The 20,767-nt window shown below is 35.3% G+C and carries 17 protein-coding genes; 5 read left to right on the top strand and 12 right to left on the bottom strand.

Translation table 11 applies throughout. From position 1 onward, the window contains the following. Positions 1-29: 29 nt before the first annotated feature. From NTX22_10310 to NTX22_10290, 5 genes are all read right to left on the bottom strand, one after another. Positions 30-2,801, bottom strand: coding sequence for a TonB-dependent receptor (locus tag NTX22_10310; protein ID MCX6150907.1), 2,772 nt, complete (start codon positions 2,799-2,801; stop codon positions 30-32). 13 nt (positions 2,802-2,814) lie between these two features. Continuing rightward, positions 2,815-4,278, bottom strand: coding sequence for a hypothetical protein (locus NTX22_10305; GenBank protein MCX6150906.1), 1,464 nt, complete (start codon positions 4,276-4,278; stop codon positions 2,815-2,817). A gap of 32 nt (positions 4,279-4,310) precedes the next feature. Further along, complete coding sequence (locus NTX22_10300; GenBank protein ID MCX6150905.1) at positions 4,311-5,027, bottom strand: DUF4382 domain-containing protein; 717 nt, start codon at positions 5,025-5,027, stop codon at positions 4,311-4,313. Between the two features lie 102 nt (positions 5,028-5,129). Next, complete coding sequence (locus NTX22_10295) at positions 5,130-7,295, bottom strand: T9SS type A sorting domain-containing protein (GenBank protein ID MCX6150904.1); 2,166 nt, start codon at positions 7,293-7,295, stop codon at positions 5,130-5,132. Positions 7,296-7,536: 241 nt separating this feature from the next. After that, positions 7,537-8,421, bottom strand: a complete 885-nt coding sequence (locus NTX22_10290; protein MCX6150903.1) for a ChbG/HpnK family deacetylase — start codon at positions 8,419-8,421, stop codon at positions 7,537-7,539. 269 nt (positions 8,422-8,690) lie between these two features. Between NTX22_10290 and NTX22_10285 the strand changes: the two genes are divergently transcribed. After that, positions 8,691-9,398 carry a hypothetical protein gene (locus NTX22_10285; protein ID MCX6150902.1) on the top strand — a complete coding sequence of 236 codons (708 nt, stop codon included), beginning with the start codon at positions 8,691-8,693 and terminating at the stop codon, positions 9,396-9,398. An 87-nt stretch (positions 9,399-9,485) separates the two neighbouring features. On the opposite strand, the gene NTX22_10280 is transcribed toward NTX22_10285, so the two are convergent. From NTX22_10280 to NTX22_10255, 6 genes are all read right to left on the bottom strand, one after another. Next, positions 9,486-10,196: a type 1 glutamine amidotransferase gene (locus NTX22_10280; protein MCX6150901.1), complete on the bottom strand. Its 711-nt coding sequence runs from the start codon at positions 10,194-10,196 to the stop codon at positions 9,486-9,488. 17 nt (positions 10,197-10,213) lie between these two features. Beyond that, positions 10,214-10,675 carry a hypothetical protein gene (locus NTX22_10275; protein ID MCX6150900.1) on the bottom strand — a complete coding sequence of 154 codons (462 nt, stop codon included), beginning with the start codon at positions 10,673-10,675 and terminating at the stop codon, positions 10,214-10,216. 192 nt (positions 10,676-10,867) lie between these two features. After that, positions 10,868-12,472, bottom strand: coding sequence for a hypothetical protein (locus NTX22_10270; GenBank protein MCX6150899.1), 1,605 nt, complete (start codon positions 12,470-12,472; stop codon positions 10,868-10,870). Positions 12,473-12,481: 9 nt separating this feature from the next. Further along, positions 12,482-13,135, bottom strand: coding sequence for a hypothetical protein (locus NTX22_10265; GenBank protein ID MCX6150898.1), 654 nt, complete (start codon positions 13,133-13,135; stop codon positions 12,482-12,484). A 378-nt stretch (positions 13,136-13,513) separates the two neighbouring features. Next, a complete protein-coding gene (locus NTX22_10260) occupies positions 13,514-15,961 on the bottom strand; it encodes a phosphodiester glycosidase family protein (GenBank protein MCX6150897.1) in 2,448 nt (815 codons plus the stop codon). A gap of 118 nt (positions 15,962-16,079) precedes the next feature. After that, positions 16,080-17,027, bottom strand: coding sequence for a homocysteine S-methyltransferase family protein (locus NTX22_10255; GenBank protein ID MCX6150896.1), 948 nt, complete (start codon positions 17,025-17,027; stop codon positions 16,080-16,082). A gap of 306 nt (positions 17,028-17,333) precedes the next feature. Here NTX22_10255 and NTX22_10250 point away from each other — a divergent pair, with 306 nt between their 5' ends. The 4 genes from NTX22_10250 (at position 17,334) to NTX22_10235 (ending at position 19,215) form a co-directional block, all read left to right on the top strand. Beyond that, positions 17,334-18,176 carry a DUF2975 domain-containing protein gene (locus NTX22_10250; protein ID MCX6150895.1) on the top strand — a complete coding sequence of 281 codons (843 nt, stop codon included), beginning with the start codon at positions 17,334-17,336 and terminating at the stop codon, positions 18,174-18,176. Positions 18,177-18,184: 8 nt separating this feature from the next. After that, on the top strand, positions 18,185-18,400 hold the full coding sequence (locus NTX22_10245; GenBank protein ID MCX6150894.1) for a helix-turn-helix transcriptional regulator: 216 nt from the start codon (positions 18,185-18,187) through the stop codon (positions 18,398-18,400). Between the two features lie 103 nt (positions 18,401-18,503). Continuing rightward, a complete protein-coding gene (locus NTX22_10240) occupies positions 18,504-18,815 on the top strand; it encodes a nucleotidyltransferase domain-containing protein (GenBank protein MCX6150893.1) in 312 nt (103 codons plus the stop codon). Next, positions 18,802-19,215 carry a HEPN domain-containing protein gene (locus NTX22_10235; protein ID MCX6150892.1) on the top strand — a complete coding sequence of 138 codons (414 nt, stop codon included), beginning with the start codon at positions 18,802-18,804 and terminating at the stop codon, positions 19,213-19,215. Before NTX22_10240 ends, NTX22_10235 begins: the two co-directional genes overlap by 14 nt. A gap of 11 nt (positions 19,216-19,226) precedes the next feature. Here NTX22_10235 and NTX22_10230 read toward each other — a convergent pair whose 3' ends face one another. Beyond that, positions 19,227-20,750, bottom strand: a complete 1,524-nt coding sequence (locus NTX22_10230; GenBank protein MCX6150891.1) for an aromatic amino acid ammonia-lyase — start codon at positions 20,748-20,750, stop codon at positions 19,227-19,229. Positions 20,751-20,767: the final 17 nt, after the last annotated feature.

Genomic DNA, 20,767 nt, shown 5'->3' with positions numbered 1-20,767 from the left:
AAATTTTATTTGAATGAATATTGGACAAACTAAAAGTCCCACCTAAATCCTAACTTAACATAAATGCCGGTTGTAAATTGCATCGGATCCCTTAAGTACACCATCTTATACCAATCAAAATATTGGCTTGTAGGCGAATCTGTATCACCATATTTATATGGGGTTCCGGACCATGTGTTAAAGCCTCTTCCAACCACCGTATTATTCTGATCGAATACATTAAAAATATCCATGACTAAAGATAATTTTGTTCCGAATATATTGAATCCTTTGTTAAACTTAATATCCGTTGTTGCAGTAACTGGTCCAGTGGAAGTGTTTTCTTTTTTCTGTGCTTCAACCGGATCATTGGTACCTGGTGTGTACGGTTGACCTGAAGAAAAACTTGCAAGGATTGTTATATTCCAATCATCTGGTAATTGAAATCCAAATATATTAATTGGTTGATTTTCTGGCGATGATAATGAAGCCTGAAGAATGATCTGATGTCTTACATCCCAGCCTAATCTTCGTTCTCTAATTGGACTTGGAAAATCATTAAGCGAGCGGATATAGTCATCAAATGCAGACGAAGAATAACCATCAGCCCATTGAACAGTATAAGTTAATTTACCGGCAGTGAAGTAAGAAAATCCTTTTGTAATTTCAAACTCTAATCCGCGTGCCCTTGCAAACCCCACGTTATCGAATAAAGAAACCGGCACACCTTTATAAGCTTTTAATGCTGTACTTCCAACCTGGTTGGAAATATCCTTTGCATAACTTTTTATGTCAATCGCCCAGTCTTCAAAAAGTTGGTGAGTAAAACCAAACTCATATAAGATGGTCTGCTCATAATCAAGTTTGGGGTTTCCGGTAATACCACCTGAATATGGATCTCTGTAAAAATATTGTAATTCGGGAAGCTGAAAAAAGTGACCATAGGAAAAAAAGATTACCGTTTGCTCAAGTATAGGAAAGGAAATTCCAAAACGCGGACTAAATTTGATCTTATATTTTTTCCAATCCGGTTCAAAGCCAGTAGCATCTTTCCATTGCTTTTTCCAATCCTGTTGGTTAACAGTATTCCCAAGCAAAAACCAGTCGGCTCTTAATCCTAAATTTAGGATGAGGAATTCCTTTTCAAATTTTTCCTGAATATATGCCCCGCCAATTAGTGGGAAAACTTTAAACACCCAGCGGTACTGACCGAATTCTTTATATGGACCTGGTGGTGGTGGAGAATATGGTCTATTATTATAAACATATTCGCCATAGTTGGATAATTTCAAACCACCATCCTGAATATCAACATAGCTAATATCATTGTACTGAACTTCCAAACCAGCTTTGATTAAATGTTCAGCATGAATCTGCGATGTAAAATCACCTTTGAATGTAAATGTTTTTGTATCATCATCCCGCCAGATAGTTGAATAACCGGTTGAATCATAAAAGTATGTTAATGGATCTGCTAAGGCTGGTTTTGCTGTGGTATAAATTGAATCTGGAGTTTTGATCCAGAACTGATCCGGAGATTTTCCGTTTAATGAATTTCTGTACTTGACACCAAGGTAACCAAAGTTCATCGTATAATAAGATTTTGGAGATAGAATATGATTGATTAAAACATTCGTGTTTACATTGTCTCTTGTATTGTATGTAATGTGGTCGGGATAATTTTTCCAATCCCATTCAAAATTACTCCAATCTTTCCAGGAACCATTAAAGCTGAATGCCATTCTAAAATCTCTTGTTACATCGTAACTTAATTTAGCATTCATGTTTGAAGCATTATCCTGCCGTTCTTTAACTTTCAAACCAAAGATTTTTATATCACCTCTTGTACGGTGATTGTTATATGGCGTATTAGTTAAATTAGCATTGGCAGAAATGAAGAAGTGCAATTTGCCTGGAATATTTAAACCAAGCTGCGGCAGTAACAACTGTGTGAATGGTTCGGGACCACTTAAATAAACTGTTCCATATTGTGTATTATAATTTGTCCCAAAAATTTTAAGTTCATCGGTCTTATACTCAAGTCCGCCTTTAAATTTATCGCCACCGCTTCGTGTAGTTATATTAACTACTCCTGATTGCGCCTGCCCGTATTCTGCACTGAATGCACCGGTTAACAATTCAATCTGCTCAACGGCAACAACATTCATATCCAGCACTTCCCTTCCGCCATAAATCGGATGGTTGACAGGCACACCATCAACCATAAATAAAATTTCACCACCGCGTCCACCACGAACGTGAACATCTTTTACACTTTCATCTCTTACCTGAAGCTGCTGCCCATTTGCCAAAGTAAGCGTTTGTGGAATTTGACCCAATACGGTTCCACCCTGAAGTTTAAAAACATCTGCGGTTGTTTCTAAACCGGGGACATCTTTAATTGTTTCTCTTGTTACAGTTCGTCTGGTTGAAGTAATATCTTTTTGAACTAGAGTTCTTTGAGCTTTAACTTCTACTGTTGGTGCTTCAATAGAAGTTGCCGGCAATTGAATATTTACTTTGCTTGATAATTCTGGTCGGATCAGAACATCTTTAGTTGTAATTGTATAGTAACCAATAAAGGAAGCTTTAACATCATACTCGCCTGGAGCTATGCCGATGATAAAATAATTTCCGTTAATGTCTGTAGCAGCACCTAAAGACGTTCCTTCTATTACAACATTTACTCCAACAAGTGGTTCATTTGTATCTTTATCAGTTACTTTACCAGTTAGCTTTCCTCTTACCTGTCCAATCAATGAAGCTGTACTTAAAACAGTAAGCAGGATAATTAAAAACTTTAAATAAGATTTATTCAACATAAGCTAATGCCTCTCAGTTAACACCCATTTGAGTTAATACTTCTTTAGCCATTTGTTTTGCATCTTCCAATTGAATAACATATAACGGGAAGCCGAATATAACAGCGTCGAATACAGTTCCATAGTATCTTAATCCAACAATTTTACCGCGGTACCGATAAAGTGTACTATTGTTTGCATTTTGGTATGTATAAATTCCATCAGTAAAACCGGCAGGCAGCTCAATAATGTTTACATTAGAAAGTTTTCCATTGTAAGGAAAGCCAGCTAATTTTACTGAATCAACTTTAATGGTGCTATATAAATTTCCAACACCTTTGCAATTGTTCATATCACCGGGGATTAATGGTGTTTCATCAACTGAAACTATATGTAGATATTCATTTACAAATGTACCCTGCTCAAATACAACAGGGAAATTTGCATCCCATGCAAATGATTTAAGAATGCGCCAGCCGCCAATTATTAATTTGCCCCCAACATTCAAATAATCTTCCAGCTCCTCAGTATAATTTTTTATCACGTGCGGTTTTGTAAACGGCATATCATCAGAGTGCCAGACCACAACTTTATACTGCCCCAATAATTCCGGCGGAGGCATCTCCTTTTTTTCAATTAAATCCCATTGGTCACTTCCAGGAAAAACCTGGCTGTAAAAATCATCCACCTGTGCATCTGTAGGTTTTTTTATGCTTGCAGGAAAATTGTTTTCTGTAGTTGCATCTATTACCAGAACTTTCTTATCAAAACTTGGATTAACAAGATTGATCTTAACTACGGCACCAACTTCATCAACAAGATTTGTATTATCCTTTGTAATTACTTTGATAGTATGTTCACCAGATAACGGTACTTTAAATTTATCCGGCGTTATTATTACTGTTGTATCCGGAGTCCAGGTTAAGCTGCCATCATCAACACTCCAGGCGTACTCTACAATTTTACCATCCTGATCGTGCCCGACAAAATCTAATCTAATACCTTCCCACCAATCAGTTGGTTGGGTAACTACAAAATAATTTTGATTATTGCGCGGGTAAAGAATTGAAGTAGTTGGCGGAACAGCCCTGGCAGTATAAAATCTTTTTTCGGTTGGAGTAGGATCAACTGCTCCCCAATTATCTACAGCGCGCACTTGAAAAATTTGGTAATTAAGAATATCATCAGACTTAAAAGCAACTGTTAAGCTGGTTTCTTTTGTAGTTTGCCATTCGGGGGCGGTTGTATCGTTCCTTGTAACACCAATTGTAAGATACCTGTATTGATATTGATTGACAAAACCGTCATAATCTTCACCATCCCAGAATAAATCAACCAGGGCAAAAAGTGTATCACCTTCTTTAGGTATATTTGCCATTGTAGTATTTGGTGGAAGATTTGGTCTTGCTGGTTCAGTCGGTCTTTCACACGAATTCAATACAAAGCCAATAATGAAAATAAATATTATAAAAGAAAAAGCGGTAAAAAGTTTTTTCATAAGCAGTTCCTGAATATCAATAGTACACGATTCTAAAAATATTCAACATTAAGTATTCTTAGTTTTCTGTCCAACCTGTAAGAATCCCGATACCTGTAAACAGTTTTAAATAAATCAATTTCAACATTAATTTGTGTAACCTTATCCGCAGTAACATCAAAATCAACATCCAGATATTTTAAAAGTTCCTCGCTATCGGCAACTTCTAATGGAATACGAATCGAAACCCCATATATGTTATAACAAATCATCCTGCTTTCACGAACATCTTTGGATGCATTTACACCGAACCGTAGACTGTTATAATGCCCAGGTGGTACATAAGATTCAAATATTGTATGTGCTTTATAATCAGCACTCAGATCCGCCAACCTACTTTTGCCGGTTAATAAATGCTGAACTAAAGTGTCCATTTGCTCCTTTGTATAATTTGTTTCTGCAAAATTATATACTGAATCTTCCTGTCTATAACTTTTTATGTTTTTATAAAGAATGGCAAATTTATCCCCGGAAAAAACTGCGCCCTGAAAAATATTAAGTCTAAAGTAAGTCTCTTTATAATATGGATTAAAGATGTGGAAAGTATCGCTTCTATTAATGATATAAGTATCGTTAGGATTTGCCCGAAGCATAACTCGCACAATTCCAGGTGAAGGTGAATTTTCCACTCCTGTTTGACAGCTACAAAATTGAAGTACGACAAGAAAGGAAATAACGATTAAAAATTTTTGCTTATACTTAGAATACATTTCATTACCTTAAAAATCGGAATTATAGATATATGAAATTCTGCAAATATAGATATAAAGGAAGGACCGGAAGCATTACTTCCGGTTCTTCATATAGAGGAATTATCTTAGCAATAACATTTTCATTATTTGAGAATAGTCTGCTGTTTTTAACCGATAGAAATAAATACCGCTGGTTACGTTTGCACCATTAGTATTCTTTCCATTCCATCTAATTTCATATTTTCCTGCACTCTTAAATTCACTTACCAAAGTACGTACTTTCTTTCCAAGTATATCGTAAACTTCCAGGCTAACTAAATCTGATTTTGGAATAGCAAATTTAATTACAGTTTCCGGATTAAATGGATTAGGATAGTTTTGGAATAACTGGTATTTAACCGGTAAATTTTCAGGATTATCATTTTCAACTGCAGTATACGGATTGTGAGGTAAATTTAATGCAGCATAATTATACAACTTAATACCATCCATCTTACCCATAAAGTTTCTGTTAGTTGGTGGTGTGTCCCAGGAATTTCCTGCCCAACCAATTCTTAAAGGTGAAGATCCAGGTCTTGGTGGATTCTTTGCTGTTTTGAGATCTGATAAACGGGAAATTGTTTGATCATTTTCATTTCTTAATTCAAATACCGCAGCAGTATCATCTCTTTCATAAAGTACATGGAACCATTTATTTGGAGTTAAAGTACCTCCTGGCATAACTAAATCAACGTTGTTTTTTGTTCTTGTAGTTACAGTAGGATCAACCATGTATCTAGCGGAAATACCATGAAGTTCTTCTGTTCTAATATAATAATTCTGGTCAACGTGATTTCCGGAAGCAGATCTGATAATCATTCTGATATATGGCAGAATTGTATCACCCGCAGCTTTGAACCAGTAATCAATTGCAAAATCTTTAGTAGATAGGAATGGTGAATCCACAGAAAGATATGAAGTATCCTGTCCTAGCGGGAAATCAAGCGAATACGTACCAACTTTAGCATCTGTTGAAAAACCAACATTTCCATGTACAACTACCTGCTGATTATAAACACCTTCATCAAGAATTGGAAATATTCCCTGTTCAAATTCCAGGTCTAGCATTTTAGAGTTGGGCTGATAAATACCGAATGAAAAAGGAGCATTTCCTGATGATGGAAGTTGTGCTACTAATCCATTATTATCTTTAGCAGTACAATAATATTGAATAATTGAACCCGGAACTTGTTTGGGAATTGCACCAACAAAAGTATCACCAACGGCTTTAGTCATTAAAGCTTCGTTCCAGGTTACACCTTTATCAATAGAATATTTAAGTTTGGCTTCAGTAATAGATCCTGCTTGAATAAATGGGAACATTGTAGCTTTAACAGAATAAGATACTACAGAAGCATCAACATTTGGTAAAGGAGAAAGATAAGTCATTATTGGTGGAACGGGAAAATTTCTTATAACATTACTTATTCTTATCTCATCAACAAAACCATGTAACCAGGAATCCACACTGGAATTTGGTATTCCTTCTGCACCAGCCCAGCCAATATGCACAGCCTGATGAGTGGTTATAGGAGTATCATTAGGAATAGTTGCTCCATTAAAAGTTGGATAGTATGAAGCAGAACCAAACCAAATTAACTCTCTGTTAGTATTGTGAATCATTTGAATAAGAATTTTTCTTGTATTATCACGAATGAAAGTAAGATGAACCCATTTACCTGGTTCCATTACATTGGGAGCAGAAGTAACCGCAGGCCAATTTGCCTGATCTGCAGTGTGGAAACCGGTTTGGAACCATCTGTTATCACCCCACAATTCTACCCACCAGTTCGGCTGCCAGAAAGCTACGTCGCCGGTTTTAATACATAACCTTGGAACCCACCGATAATCCCCGGCAACGTCACCAAAAGTAAAGACGTTCATCCATCCTTCAATAGTCCAATCGCCTTTAAGAGCAAGTGTAGTAGAATCAGCAACTGTTACATAAGAAGAATCAGATTTGGAATCATTATCCAGGTATAAGCATTTTCCTAAAAAGGACATGTCCGAATTATCAAAAAAGCCAGTTTGGTTTGTACCGGCGGCTCCCTTTTTATGAAGAACACCATTCGCCGAAAAGTCAGATTCATTATTCAAATTATCATCAAAGTGCAAGAGTAAAAGTGTATTTGCATCTTTGGTGTAAGGTCCACCAACTTCTTCGAGGGCTTGCGAAACAATTTTTTGCGAACCAAGTAATAGAAAAAACACCAGGAACGGAAAGGTCCTTTTGTAAATTGAACTCATCTTAATTCTCCTCCTAATTTGTTTTGTTAAATGAATTATCCTTCAAGTTAGATTTCTTAATGAATTTTCTTAAAAGTATAAAGAATCAAGGAACAAAAACGATCTCAAAATTAGCAGAACTTTTTAATTTGATTTTCCAAATGTTAACGTTAACAATTCCGATTGAATTATACATTAATTAAAATAAAAAAGCAAGACTTTTTCGTTAAAGTACTTTTGAATTTATTCCTTAACATTGAAATTAATCGTCTTCCAATTTTGGCGCCTTCATATTTTCAAATCCAATTTGGTTAATGAGGCTCCGGTACGTTAACAAATTGATTTTATCTTTTTTTAATTGCTGCGTAATTGCTTTTGAAGTAAGCGATTTTAGTTCTGCGTTTCGGTGCTTGCTCATTTCCGGTAAGCCAAATTGGTTCAAGTCAATCATTGCTTGTAGCTCTGGGGTATCTACTCCAATATGACAAACAAGCAGACCTGTTTGATTATCTTTTAAGTTGCTTAAAATCTTACTAAGAGTATCTGCCTTAAATTCGATTGGTGCATCATACATATTGTGTGTATCAATTTCACCAAAATATCTGGATATTCCCAAATGAAATTCAGCCGCAAGCTTTTCCACAATTTTTCTGTATTCTGGTTTATCAACGGCTGTTCCCATATGGTAATCAACATAATCTATCTTTAGTCCAGTGTACATTGCTCGTTCAACTTGTGCCCGCAATTCTTTTTCTACATCTTCAACATTAGGATTATTAGCATACAGTTTTGCCCTGGAAGGAAAGAAATATCCGCAGCTATCAACTAAACTTGGAACAGCCTCCTTACCAAGAACTGGTCCCCAACGATAGTTTTTCCATTCAGCATTTAAGGTTAGATGAATTCCAACTGAAACCTCAGGATGATTTTTTAAAATCTCAACCGCTTCCTGGTACCATGGGCAACAAACCATAACCGATGCAGAAAACGGGGTTTCTGTTTTTATCATTTCAACTAATGCCATGTTAACGGAATGACACATCCCAATGTCATCACATCTTATTAGTAATTTTTTTGGACTGCTTTGCGGAAACGAAGCCGAACAGAAAAGAATAATTGCAATTAAAACCAATTTAGAATATTTCATTTTAAGTTCTCCGTAAGTTGAACACAAAATAAAAACAACATTTATTATTCACAAGAAAATATAAACTTCAATCAATATAAAATCCTCTTGAAAAGTTAGCTGTATTTCTATATGTTCTTAGAAGGTAGAACTGTTTTAACAACCTATCTGAGGGCAAATCGTATTTTGAAAATGGATTAGGGAAATTTTTATCAACTCTAGTTAGTGGAGGGCTCTGATGATTCCTCTTTTCAATTTTCGTGGATACGATTACAAAGAACCGCCGGTATTTGCTTAATAGAATTGAACTTGCTTTTCCCTTTTTGGATAACATCCGCCCAACAGTAAATATTCTTCCATTGCTGTTCAGAGAGCGGTTCTTTCTCGGTTTGCGTGTTCTATTTCAGCATATTCCATTTTTGTTTTTAATCATTCCTAAAAGATATTACAGGTATATGTTTGGAAGAGTTTTGTGGCTGGCGCTTGCTGTTTTGATTCCGGTAATTTTTGTAATTATACGATTCTGGAATGTTTTGGAGCCTGCTATTATCGGTTTACTATCTTCAAACCAAGCACCTAAAAATCTGTGGAGCTATTTGAGCGGGCAGCGAATAAATTTACTTACCCGTGCAATTCCATTATTGTTATCGTTCGCATTTGCCCGCATCGTTGCTTATTTACAACTTGATGAACCAAGTTCGTTATCTGAGTTTGCAAAGAAAAAATTTTCGGAAAATCCAGACTACAGGATTATAACTTTCGGTCACACTCATAATCCTGATCAGTTTACGGAGAATGGCAAATGTTTTATTAATACAGGAACTTGGATTCCAATTATTGAAACCTCAAGTGCGGAATTACGAGAAGACAAGACTTTCACTTTTCTACATCTTCAACCGGACTTAAAAGGAATACTTCAACCCGCACCCTTGCAAAGATGGAATGATGATGCAACCCGGGAAGAATTTCTTGTATTGGTGGAAAGAAAAGATGAATGAGTCCCGGTATGAGCGTACGAAGATTTCGAGTCGCAGCAATTTTAAAACGATAAACCACCGATATAATTTCTTGATTGATACATTAAATTAGCTTTCAAAGCTTAAACTATTTTCCAGTTTATCCAGTAACTCTTTCATTAAATTATTGCATTGATTGGAATAATCCATTTGATTTTTAATCTCTTCGGCGGTTTGAACGTAAATGTTTTGCTGAAGCTCATCCTGACAGTTTTCAATTATTTCTTCAATTGATTTTTTTGTCATTTCAAGATGGAATTGAATTCCGATTACTCTTTGTTTATAAATGAACATTTGGTTTTTACACGCTTTGCTTTCAGCCAGATGGATTGCATCTTTGGGTAGATTAAATGTTTCGCCATGCCAATGAAAAACATTAATTTCATTTGGTAAGAACTTGAAGAGAGGATGATGTTTGGCTGATTTAGTTAACTGAACGGGGAACCAACCAATTTCTTTATTTTCATTCTTGTAAACTCTGGAACCTAAAGCATCAGCTATTAATTGTGAACCAAGACAGATACCAATTACCACCTTACCTTTTTTAATCGCTTCCTTTATAAATTCTTTTTCTTTAATTAACCAGGGATATTTTTCTTCCTCGTAAATGTTCATCGGTCCGCCCATAATTATTAACCAATCAAAGTCATCAATTTTAGGCGGGTTTTGATTCATATAAAATTTGGTAAAAGAAATTCCATGATTCTTCTCTTTCACCCAATCGTTAATATATGCGGGTCCTTCAAAAGGAACGTGGAGCAAGCAGTGAAGTTTAAGCAATTGTTTTCCGCAGATTATTATGTAAGTTTTTCGATCTGCCGCCTATGCCGCAGAATGTGAACAATTGCGTGTTCCAGCATTGCTTCAATATCCAGTCGGCTTCCCCAGTTAGTTGTAACAATTGTACCGATAATTTCATCATCAGCCATCTTCCATTTTCCCTCAAGCGTTTCTGCGCTGAATAAAAGCATTTTATTTAATTCGTCAATAGCATCTGCAGCTGAATCTATTTTATAATCGGGTTTTATAATTTCTGATCCAAAGCTTTTTCTTATGCTGTTAGCATACCCATAACCGGAACGAACTACGTGCGCAATTATTGTTTGAATAGATCTGCAGTCTTCATCGGTTGTATTTGGATCCAGAATTTTTTTAAAATCTTCTCCTGACTTTTTTCCAACGAGTTCTTTCAAATCCACTGCGGCTCTTTCATACTCATCCATCAAAGCACCAATTGCACCTTCACGGAATTTTTTCATAAACTTTTCTCCTGGAAAAATTATAATGTCAATAATTTAAAAATTTGCAGCATTTACTTAAATGATATTTCTCATTTAACATAACCAAATCTTTGGGCGGATTCAAACAGGCTGCTGGATATTAATAAGCAGAATATAAATTTGGATTATCCTGACAGGTATAAATGCCTGCCAGGATAATGAGAAGAGTTTTTATCTACAAAGATCTATATCATTCCCTAAAGTTATATCAACATGTTCGCTTGAACCGTGAGCAGTATGCTTCTGCTCATAATATTGTCCATCATAGTAGACACGGAAAGTATATTCCTGATTAATTACTAAGCATAGCTTGATATAACCGTCAACAACCCTACCTGCAAGCTGCCAGCTTCCGTTTTTAAATATTTCAACATCCAGTGTACCTTCATCCAACACATTACCGTTGGGGCAAATACCTCTTACATAAACATCAACTTGAGAATCCCCGGAAGAAGTTACTATTGGAAATGAAACAGTTTCTGATCCGCAGAAGGAATCCAAATTTAGAACACCTAAAGGAGTAACATTTTGATAATTACTCGTTTCAAAGATTTTAATTCTTCCTTTTATCGTCGGATTAGAATATGTAAAAGTCATATATGGATCGCTTGCAGTAATCCAACCACTTTTTGCCCAATTTTCCATTCCCTGCGCACTTACATAATAAACGACAGCAAAAACAGAAGTAAAACAACCATCTATTCGGATGGTTTTTCCAGTTGGGCAATAACCCTGGCTAAACCAGTCTAAATTCCAATATGAAAGGTGTTTTAAATTTTCAATTGTAATTCCAATCTTACTGCTGCGGTTCGGTTGCGCTTTTACAATATAATCTCCATCATACTTCCACTGTCCATTACTTTCGTCATAACTATAAAGTGGAATTACATCTCCTGGTTTAACTGATGTTTTTGTAGTCGGATTATATGTACCGGCAGGTACATCAATTTGAATATTAACATTCTGTCCGCTAAATGATTCAACCGAATTTCCATTTACTGAAATGTCTATAGCCACAAATCCGGCGGTGGAAAAGCTGCCTCTGCCCTGACCGTCAGTATTAACATCAAACCCGCCAGGGAAGGATGTTAAGGCTTGTTCCGATTGAGGATTAAAATACGTTATGCGAGTTGTAACATCACCATTAAGATCATTTCCTTTAGAATCTTTTAATATAGTGCCGGCGGGAATTTTAATGGTTGCTTTTGATTCAGAAGTAACATCCGAGGAGGTAACAACAATATCTTGATTTGTCCCGGTTGTTGAGCTGGAAGTACCCTTTTTTTCTTCCTTGGTGTCTATTCCATCTGCCTGTTGGTTTTGTGTTAGGTTGACCATAGTAATTGTAAATCCGTGTGTACCGGGGCTCGCTATCAATAACCGTTGGCTGGTTGAAAGGTATTTATCACTCTTACAAACTAAGAGAACCTCGATGGGATTGTTTTGGCTGGGAGAAATATTATCCCTAATTGCAAAATTAACAAAACCATCGTTTGTAGATAAAGTTGTTATTGGTTCGTTTACAGTGGTTATTATATCAGTCTTATTCGAACCTTCAAACAAAATGTTGATGGTATAAGGAACATCAGAACCAATAACTTTTCCAGTTTTAGAATCGATGAATTCAACACGTACAGTTGTAGTTCGTGCAATATTCTTCACTCTTACCTGCAACCCTTCAGTTGGATCTTTCAAATCGCAGCTAAATAAAATAATTGCACATAAAAATGAAAATAAAAAAAATGTCGAATAAATTATTTTTGTCTTCGTATTCATTTTAACCCCCTAAAATTTATAAGTGATACCAAGTGAAACAACGGGATATAACTTAAACCAGCTTAAGTTATCCTCAACTAATTTTTCTTGATCGGGTGCCGCCGATGGTTCCAGCAAACCAGAGGCTGCAAGGTCTACAGTTGGAGATCCCTGGTAAAATGCCCCGATCTCAAACGAAAATCCAAAGCCGGAAGCCAGGGCAGTAGGATTTCCAATTCCTATTCCCAGATATGGGGCAACCTTGTTCATCTTAATATTCACTTCCAAATTTCCTAGTTTTTCCGGAGTATAATAATCTGCACCAACCACGTATGTTTTAGTAGGTGTAGCTGTTGCTTTAATCTTATTTAGATTAATCATTATTCCACCAGTTACTCTTAGAAAATTATTGAATGGAAACCAATCGGCTAATGCAGAAATAACAAAAAGATTTACATTGGCAGTATACTTATAATCTTCAGTAGTTCCACCACCGCCATTAATTTTTAATGGGAATATTGAAACGCCCACACGGGCGTTTATGTTCTCACCAAAGGATCTAATACCTTCGGCGGTAACGCCTATACTACTCACCTTTAATGCAACTGCATAGTTTTGCGAGAAAGAATTTGAATTTGAAATCAACATTAAGAAGACAGCAAAAAGTATTAATCTTGTTTTCATAACACCCTCATAATTTTTACTATTTTCGGAGAAGAGAATTCGGTAGATATTTTACACGGTGAATATTCATAATATTTTCATCAAAGTCAACTTGAATCTCTGATTTTAATCACGCGCCATCTTTTTATGCGGGTTTTTAGATGTTTGCAGTTTGTCAAATAACAAATTGGATTGAGCGCGTGGTAGATGAAAAATATATTTTTTACTTCAACTGATGGCATACCATAAAGCCGAATCCCATTCACATAGTTTTAAAACATAAGTCTGGTTTTAATTTAGTATCATCAATTCTTTATTCTTGCAGAAATTAAAATCCAGCATTCTATGAGGAGAGCATAATATTTTAAATAAATTAAATACAGTCTGTAACAAATGTTATCATTTAAGAAGCAACATTTTTTTAACCTGCGCATAACCAGATGATTGTAACTTATAAAAATATATGCCGCTTGGTACTCCATGTGCGTTAAATGTAAAAATATGATGACCTGCGGGAAGTTCTTTATTTATAAGCTCTGCAAGCTCTCTTCCAAGTATATCATAAATTTTTAATGTGGCAATACCATCTTTGGGAAGACTAAATCCAATCTTAGTATTTGGATTGAATGGATTTGGGTAGTTTTGATCCAGGCTAAAATCATTTGGTAAAGCGAGTTCTTCATCAATTGAACTAATTGCATCGGGATATTTAATCCAGAGATTATCAATATAAATTGTGCCTGAAGATGATTGACCGGCGACTTTGCTTCCGGATAATTGCAATTCAATTCTTTTTAGAATAACCGGAAAGTTAAAAGATGAACCACTTTGTAATGCCTTCATCCCCGTAAACGGCGCTGGAATTTTATCGAACAACTGACTGTTATCAAGATATTTTTTCCCCGAACCTTGGTAAAGTTCTGAATTATTATCTGAGAACTGATAATACAACCTATGTTTTTGTCCATCGGATTTTACATCAAGAAAGATCGAATCGGGCACACCATAAATCGGAATATTTTTATAAAGATAAACCATATTTTGATTTTGAGCATTGTAAGTAAATTTGTAACCAATCTTAAATGATGCATTACCTAAGGATTTTTCATCGGTCGCTAATGTTATAGATAGAGAATCAAGATTTTCTTGCAAGTAACTCCATCCTGCTAACGATTCTATGGAATCAAGAACAAAAGCTCCAGTACCAATGGCAACTTTAATAAGTGCTGAATCACTGTAATTGTTATATGTTGATACTACATAAGTTGAACCCTCAGATTTTCCCCAAAAATTTCCTGCACTATCAACTATTCCAACAGAAGGATTTCTGGAAATCCAATTGAATTCCGTAAGAGAAACGGTTTGTAAAATATTTTCAGAATCGAACGCACTGACTTTAAATGGAAGTTTTGTTGTTGCATCTGCGGTTGCTGTTTTAGGACTAATTGAGAAATGTTCAATTTCTTTTATGATAACAGAAGCTGAATCTACAAGATTATTATAGCGAACATAAACGTATCCTGTATCAGCATGTTTTGCAGAAGTAAATAAACCATCAGACGTAATTGAGCCAATTTTACTATCACAAGAAAATTGAATATTGGATGAATTTAAAGCAACCTGATTATAAAACTGATCATTTCCGATGACAGAGAATTTGTATCCTTTACCACGGAATATTTTAGTCGTTTTAGGTAATATAACAAGCGAGTTTAAAGCATCATTTGGTGCGGTTGATATTACCATAAGTCCGTTCGAAACTGGCCTTTCAGCTCCGCCTGAAGGGGAATTTACAACATTTCCTCTGATAACCATGTCAGCAGAACCGCCGCCATCAAAATTCATTGCATTGTAAATATTCAATTGATCCATCAGGTTTCCCATTTCAAAAATATCCACACCAACACTGGTGGTTTGTCTTCCATCCACAACAAAAATAAAACACTTGGAGCTATCTTTAGAAAAACCAATCATTGTGCGTGGTTCCCTGTTCATTACTACACTTATGTTTGTAATGCTCTGAATTAGTTCGCTGTCTTTAAAAAATATTGGTCTTCCACCAACCAATTCCCTTATTTTTTTTGGTCCGGAACTTACTTCGATATAAACACCTATTGTATCGCCGGCTTTTACGCTGTTTTTTAAAAGATCTGCACTGGTACCGTTTGCAGAAAGTACCAATTGTTTTTTATTTATTGGTGTATTGCCAGATGTTTGAGCAATGCTTTTTACAATACAATATATTGTATCATTAACATACCACTCACCAATTGGGGAAAGAACCGCTTCTGTACCTGATGATTGTGTACCGGTAGATGAACCATAATAACTATTATACATTATGAGCTGGTTTGAACCCCTGACTTCATTTACATCGTTTATAGTTATTTCACTTGTATCTTTAATAACTTTTGAATGAAAATAGGGCAGGGCTAACATATAATTATTAGAAGTATCAAATCCAACAACACCGTATTGCCCGCCGCGCCAGTCTCTAATCAATTCACCTCTAACTACCTGCATATTATCTGGTTCACCATTACTAAGAAAAAAATCTGCGTTTACAATTCCCACAACGCGATGTCCACTGGAATCCTGACGTTTAGCCATTGAACTCGGAATTTCTACCCCTAATTTAAGATCCTTTGCTTTTGCAGTTTCCATTTTTATATATGGATTCTTTAGATCAACTTCCATTATATAAATTAACCAAGGTTTAGTTGGTTCCTGGATTTTAGTATAAATTACTCCCGGACCAACATAATAACTTGAGAGAGTATCTAATTGATATTGTGCATTTAAATTAAAAAGAGGGATTAAAAAAATTAGTAGTAGAAATGCCTTCATTATAGTTTCCTTTCCGGTATGATTGTATTTTTTTATACAAAGTTAATATTATTGTGGGTAAAATTCATAAACTATTGAATATTAACTTTTAAAAAAATTCTTGGTATAAGGAATTAGATTAATATTTTTCTTCATCTAAACTTAATTGCAAGGACTTGATAGCAAGCTGTTCGATGTGTCTTTCATCAGTTCCACAACAGCCACCCAGAATTTTAATTCCAAATTTACTGTGAAGATTGTACAACTCGTTTGCAAAGATTTCCGGCTCCTCAGCATCAAGCTCTCCAGCGCCATCAAGTTCTTCCGGAGATTTACACGATGTGTTTGCTTGTATGCCCCAAACTCTTTTTATCAATTGCGGATTGTTCTCTATTGCTGTTTGAAATATTGTTGGATGAATACAATTTACCATATAACAAGTTGGGTCGGGAATGAAAGAGGAATCAATTTTATTTATTACTTTAATCAATGGGGTACCATCCAGCAAATTACTATTCACTCTTATGATAAAACTTAAAATGTATGGTAGTCCCGTCTTACTCATCGCCTCAGCAATTCCTTCAGCTTCTGAAACGGCTGGTAAAGTAGATGCAATTAGAAAATCTACTCCTGCATTTGCCAGAGTTCTTAATTGATAACTATGAAACTCTTCAGCATCTTCTCTACTTAAAGCTTCGTCAGGATTATAAGCATCTCCTTTACAACCAATCAATCCACCGATAAAAACCTTCTCTGCATATTCTCCATAACTTTTTCTAATCTCATCAAGGAAAAGAAAATTATCGCGATTTACATTTCTTCCTGCAAATCCCGTTTTAATTAATCTTTCTTTATTAGCCCGCCAGGTTGGAGTAAGAATTATCATTGGAAGATTATGTTTCTGTCCAATGTTTAAATATTGCCGGTAAATAATTTCAAGATAAGTTTTACTGCCAGGATTATAGATCAATGCTGAATTAGCAATATGCTCATCCAGTTTAAAGTTTAAACTTCTACGGATTCGCTCAACTACAGATCCTTCTGTAAGAATGAAAGAATAATATTTTACTGCTTCTTCAAATTTCATTTCTAAACCTATTGGTAATAACTCTGACGAAAAATATAATACTTCTTCAGTTATTAAAAGCAAAGAATCATCAATTACTAATTATCATTCGATAATGTGTTCAAGACCAAGTGATTCTAATTTAAATAAATATTTATTGTTTATCGATAAATATTTCTTGACAATCGGCAAAATATAATATATTTTCCCAATAGTACAAATAAAGCAAATCAGTTTATTTGTTCAAGAAATTATCCTGATTAAAAAATTCTTTCTGTTGACATTCCAGTAAAATGGAAAAACATTAAATAATAAACAGGACTATGTATGAATTTCAAGAAGAATCTTCAAACTAATTTTCTTAAACACACAATCAACACAATTTGGTATGTGGGACTGGCGGTAGGAATATTTTTAGTAATTACTGTTTTCGTTTTTAATATTGCAGTTATCAGTAATTGGAATATTAAATTTCCGACTATATCAATCTGGATGAACGACCATACTTATCAGTTCAATACAAAATATGTTGAAGTACGAAGGTTATATAATATCGAAAGCTATTATATGGGAAAAGAATTTTTCAAAGAAACCCTGAAAAAATCTTCTACCCCTCTTTACAGGAAAGCAAAGGAATCATTATATAATATTACTCTAACAGCACCAAAATCAGTAAACTGGGATTCAATCATTGGTAATCCCCCAACAGCACTATGGATGATAATGGAATTTAGAAAAGAACATTATACACAAGAAAAAGTGTATGAACGCAGAGGTGTTGATTATGCTTTGATACGTTATTTCCCTTTCTTTTATATTAGCCTATCAGCTTATATAACTCTTATAGTTCTTTTTTCGCTCATAATAATATTTAACACCCGTAAAATATTTTTAACAATTTTTACAAACTCTGTTTTTACAAAAGGAAATGCTGTTAGAATTAAGTTTATTGCTATATATACATTGCTTGCGGAATTTGTTCGACTTTTTACTTCCTGGTGGATTAATTATTCCTCTGGCTCAAGATATCCTGATATTCCTTTCTCTTTTTTCCTCTCGTGGAAGGATATTCATTACGAACTTATATTTATTGGGATTATACTTTTGTTGATCTCAGCAATTCTTCAGTCTGGCTCATCCATAAAAGAAGAAATTGATTTAACTGTATAGAGGCAAGGATGGCAATTATAATTAATTTAGATGTGATGATGGCAAAGAGAAAGATTTCTTTAACAGAATTATCTGAAAAAGTTGGAATCTCAATGGCAAATTTATCAATACTAAAAACCGGTAAAGCAAAAGCAATCCGCTTTTCTACACTTGAATCAATTTGTAAAGTGCTGGATTGTCAGCCGGGAGATATTTTGGAATATGTTGATGGTTCAAAAAAATAAAAATGATGGTCTCTATATTTACAAATTCAACTATATCGAACAATTTTTATTAATAGAAGTTCATACAAAAATTTGTTAATTTCTATCTGTAAATGAGAATGATATGAGTGAATCTTTAAAGAAAGCTTTGAACATTATTATAAAGGTAGCCGAACCAAATAAAATAATCTTATTTGGTTCAAGAGCCACTGGCAGGTTTACTGATGAAAGTGATTATGATTTGCTGGTAATAAAAAGAGGCGTATTAAAACAGCGCGAGCTCGCACGTAAAATATATAGCAGCTTTATAAAAGTTGGCGCTTCAATTGATGTTTTGGTTGTAGATTATGATAGATATGAACAATTGAAAAATGATCCTTATTTAATTTATTTTGAAGCTAATATGAATGGCATTGTTGTATATGAACAAGTATGAAAGAGCATTACAGTGGTTGAATCGAGCAAAAAGTAATGTTACAATAGCAAGATTGAATTCGAATAAGGATTTGATCTTTTATGAAGACTTATGTTTCGAAGCTGAGCAGGCTGTTGAAAAAGCATTAAAGGCTTTATGCATTTTGTTTGATATAAAGTTTCCAAGAACCCACAACATTCAACATTTAGTAGAGCTTATTGAAAACATAAATTTCAAATTTCCCGAAGAGTTATTGGCAATAAAAGAATTGACCGAATATTCTGTTGAAACTCGTTATCCCGGTGAATATGAATCTGTATCAGAAGAGGAATATAATCGTGCAATTAATCTTTCTACCAAGTTTGTTGAATTTGCCGATTCTCACATAACTAATATGATCAAATTTCCATTCAAGAAATAATTATCTATTACCTACTCAAGTCTCCCTACAACTTTTTCTACTTCTTCCAAAACTTCACAGGATTTAACCACTTCTTTCATCCTTGTATGGTCTGGATAAAGTGGTCTGTCTTCATCAAGATGAGCAACATATTTTCTAACAACTTGTTTTGCCGCGATAACTCCTTCACCATTTTTGAAGCTTCGGAAATCCAATGCCTGCGCCGCTGCGATGAATTCAATTCCTAAAACTCCATATGCATTATCCAGAATTTGTCCATTCTTAATCGCAGTGTTCATTCCCATAGAAACAAAATCTTCCTGATCCGCTGCCGCAGAAATTGATTGAATGCATGCCGGAGTTGATAGAATTCTCTGTTCAACTATCAAACTATCGGCAGTGTACTGGCTAAGCATCAATCCTGAAAACATTCCCGCTCCTTTAGTTAGAAAATCGGGTAAGCCAACACTTAATGCAGGATTGAGTAATCTGTTCAGCCTTCGTTCCGATAAAACAGAAACCATCGTAACAGCCGCGCCAACCATATCCATCGGAAGAGAAACTGGTGTACCCTGAAAGTTTGCTCCAGTTAAAGTTACTCTATCTTCCGGAATGAAGATCGGATTATCTCCAACACCATTCAATTCAATTTCTACTTGCTTTTTGGCAAAGGCTAAAGTATCGTGTGCCGCACCAATTACCTGCGGAGTCGACCGCATTGAGTAAGCATCCTGAACTTTCTGTTTCAACTTTCCGGTTAACAAATCACTTCCTTTAACGCAGCTTAAAATTGCGTTCGCACTTCGTATTGCACCGGCAAAACCTCGCAATTGATGGAGCCGTACATCATAAGGTTTCATATTTGCCTGAAGCGCTTCCAGCGTCATCGCACATGCAATCTCCGCCTGCTTAAGCCAACGATTGATATCATAAACATGTATTGCACTCATTGCGGTTAAAAGATTGGAACCATTTATTGTTGCTAATCCATCGCGTGCCTGCAAACCGGGGATTGTAATTCCGGCAAGCTCCATAGCAACTTTTCCGGGAAGTCTTTCTCCATTATAATATGCTTCTCCCTCGCCCATCAACAGCAAGGCGATTTGAGACATTGGAGCAAGATCACCGCATGCTCCTACAGAACCTTTCTGGCAAACAACAGGTGTTACTCCTTTGTTAAGCATTTCAATGAGAGTTAAAGTAATCTCAGGACGACATCCGGAATTCCCGTGGGCATGAACATTTATTCTTCCAGCCATTGCTCCACGAACATATTCGATTGGTGCAGGATCACCAATTCCTGCGGCGTGATTGTAAATTAAATATTTCTGAAACTGGCTTACCTGTTCATCATTCAAAACCACTTCAGAAAATTCTCCGATGCCCGTGTTTGTACCATACATTATTTCGTGCGCCTGGATTTTTTCTTCCAGCATTGCACGGCAAATTTTAATTCTCTCCAATGCTTCAGGATGCAGTTCTACTTTTTCATTGTAGCGTGCAATTTGAACAAGCTTTTCAACTGTAAGATTTGAACCAGTGAGGATGATTGACATGTTTTGACTCCAGAAAG

This window comes from Ignavibacteriales bacterium (assembly GCA_026390815.1).
GTDB lineage: Bacteria > Bacteroidota > Ignavibacteria > Ignavibacteriales > SURF-24 > JAPLFH01.
This window is presented reverse-complemented; position numbering and strand designations above follow the sequence as displayed.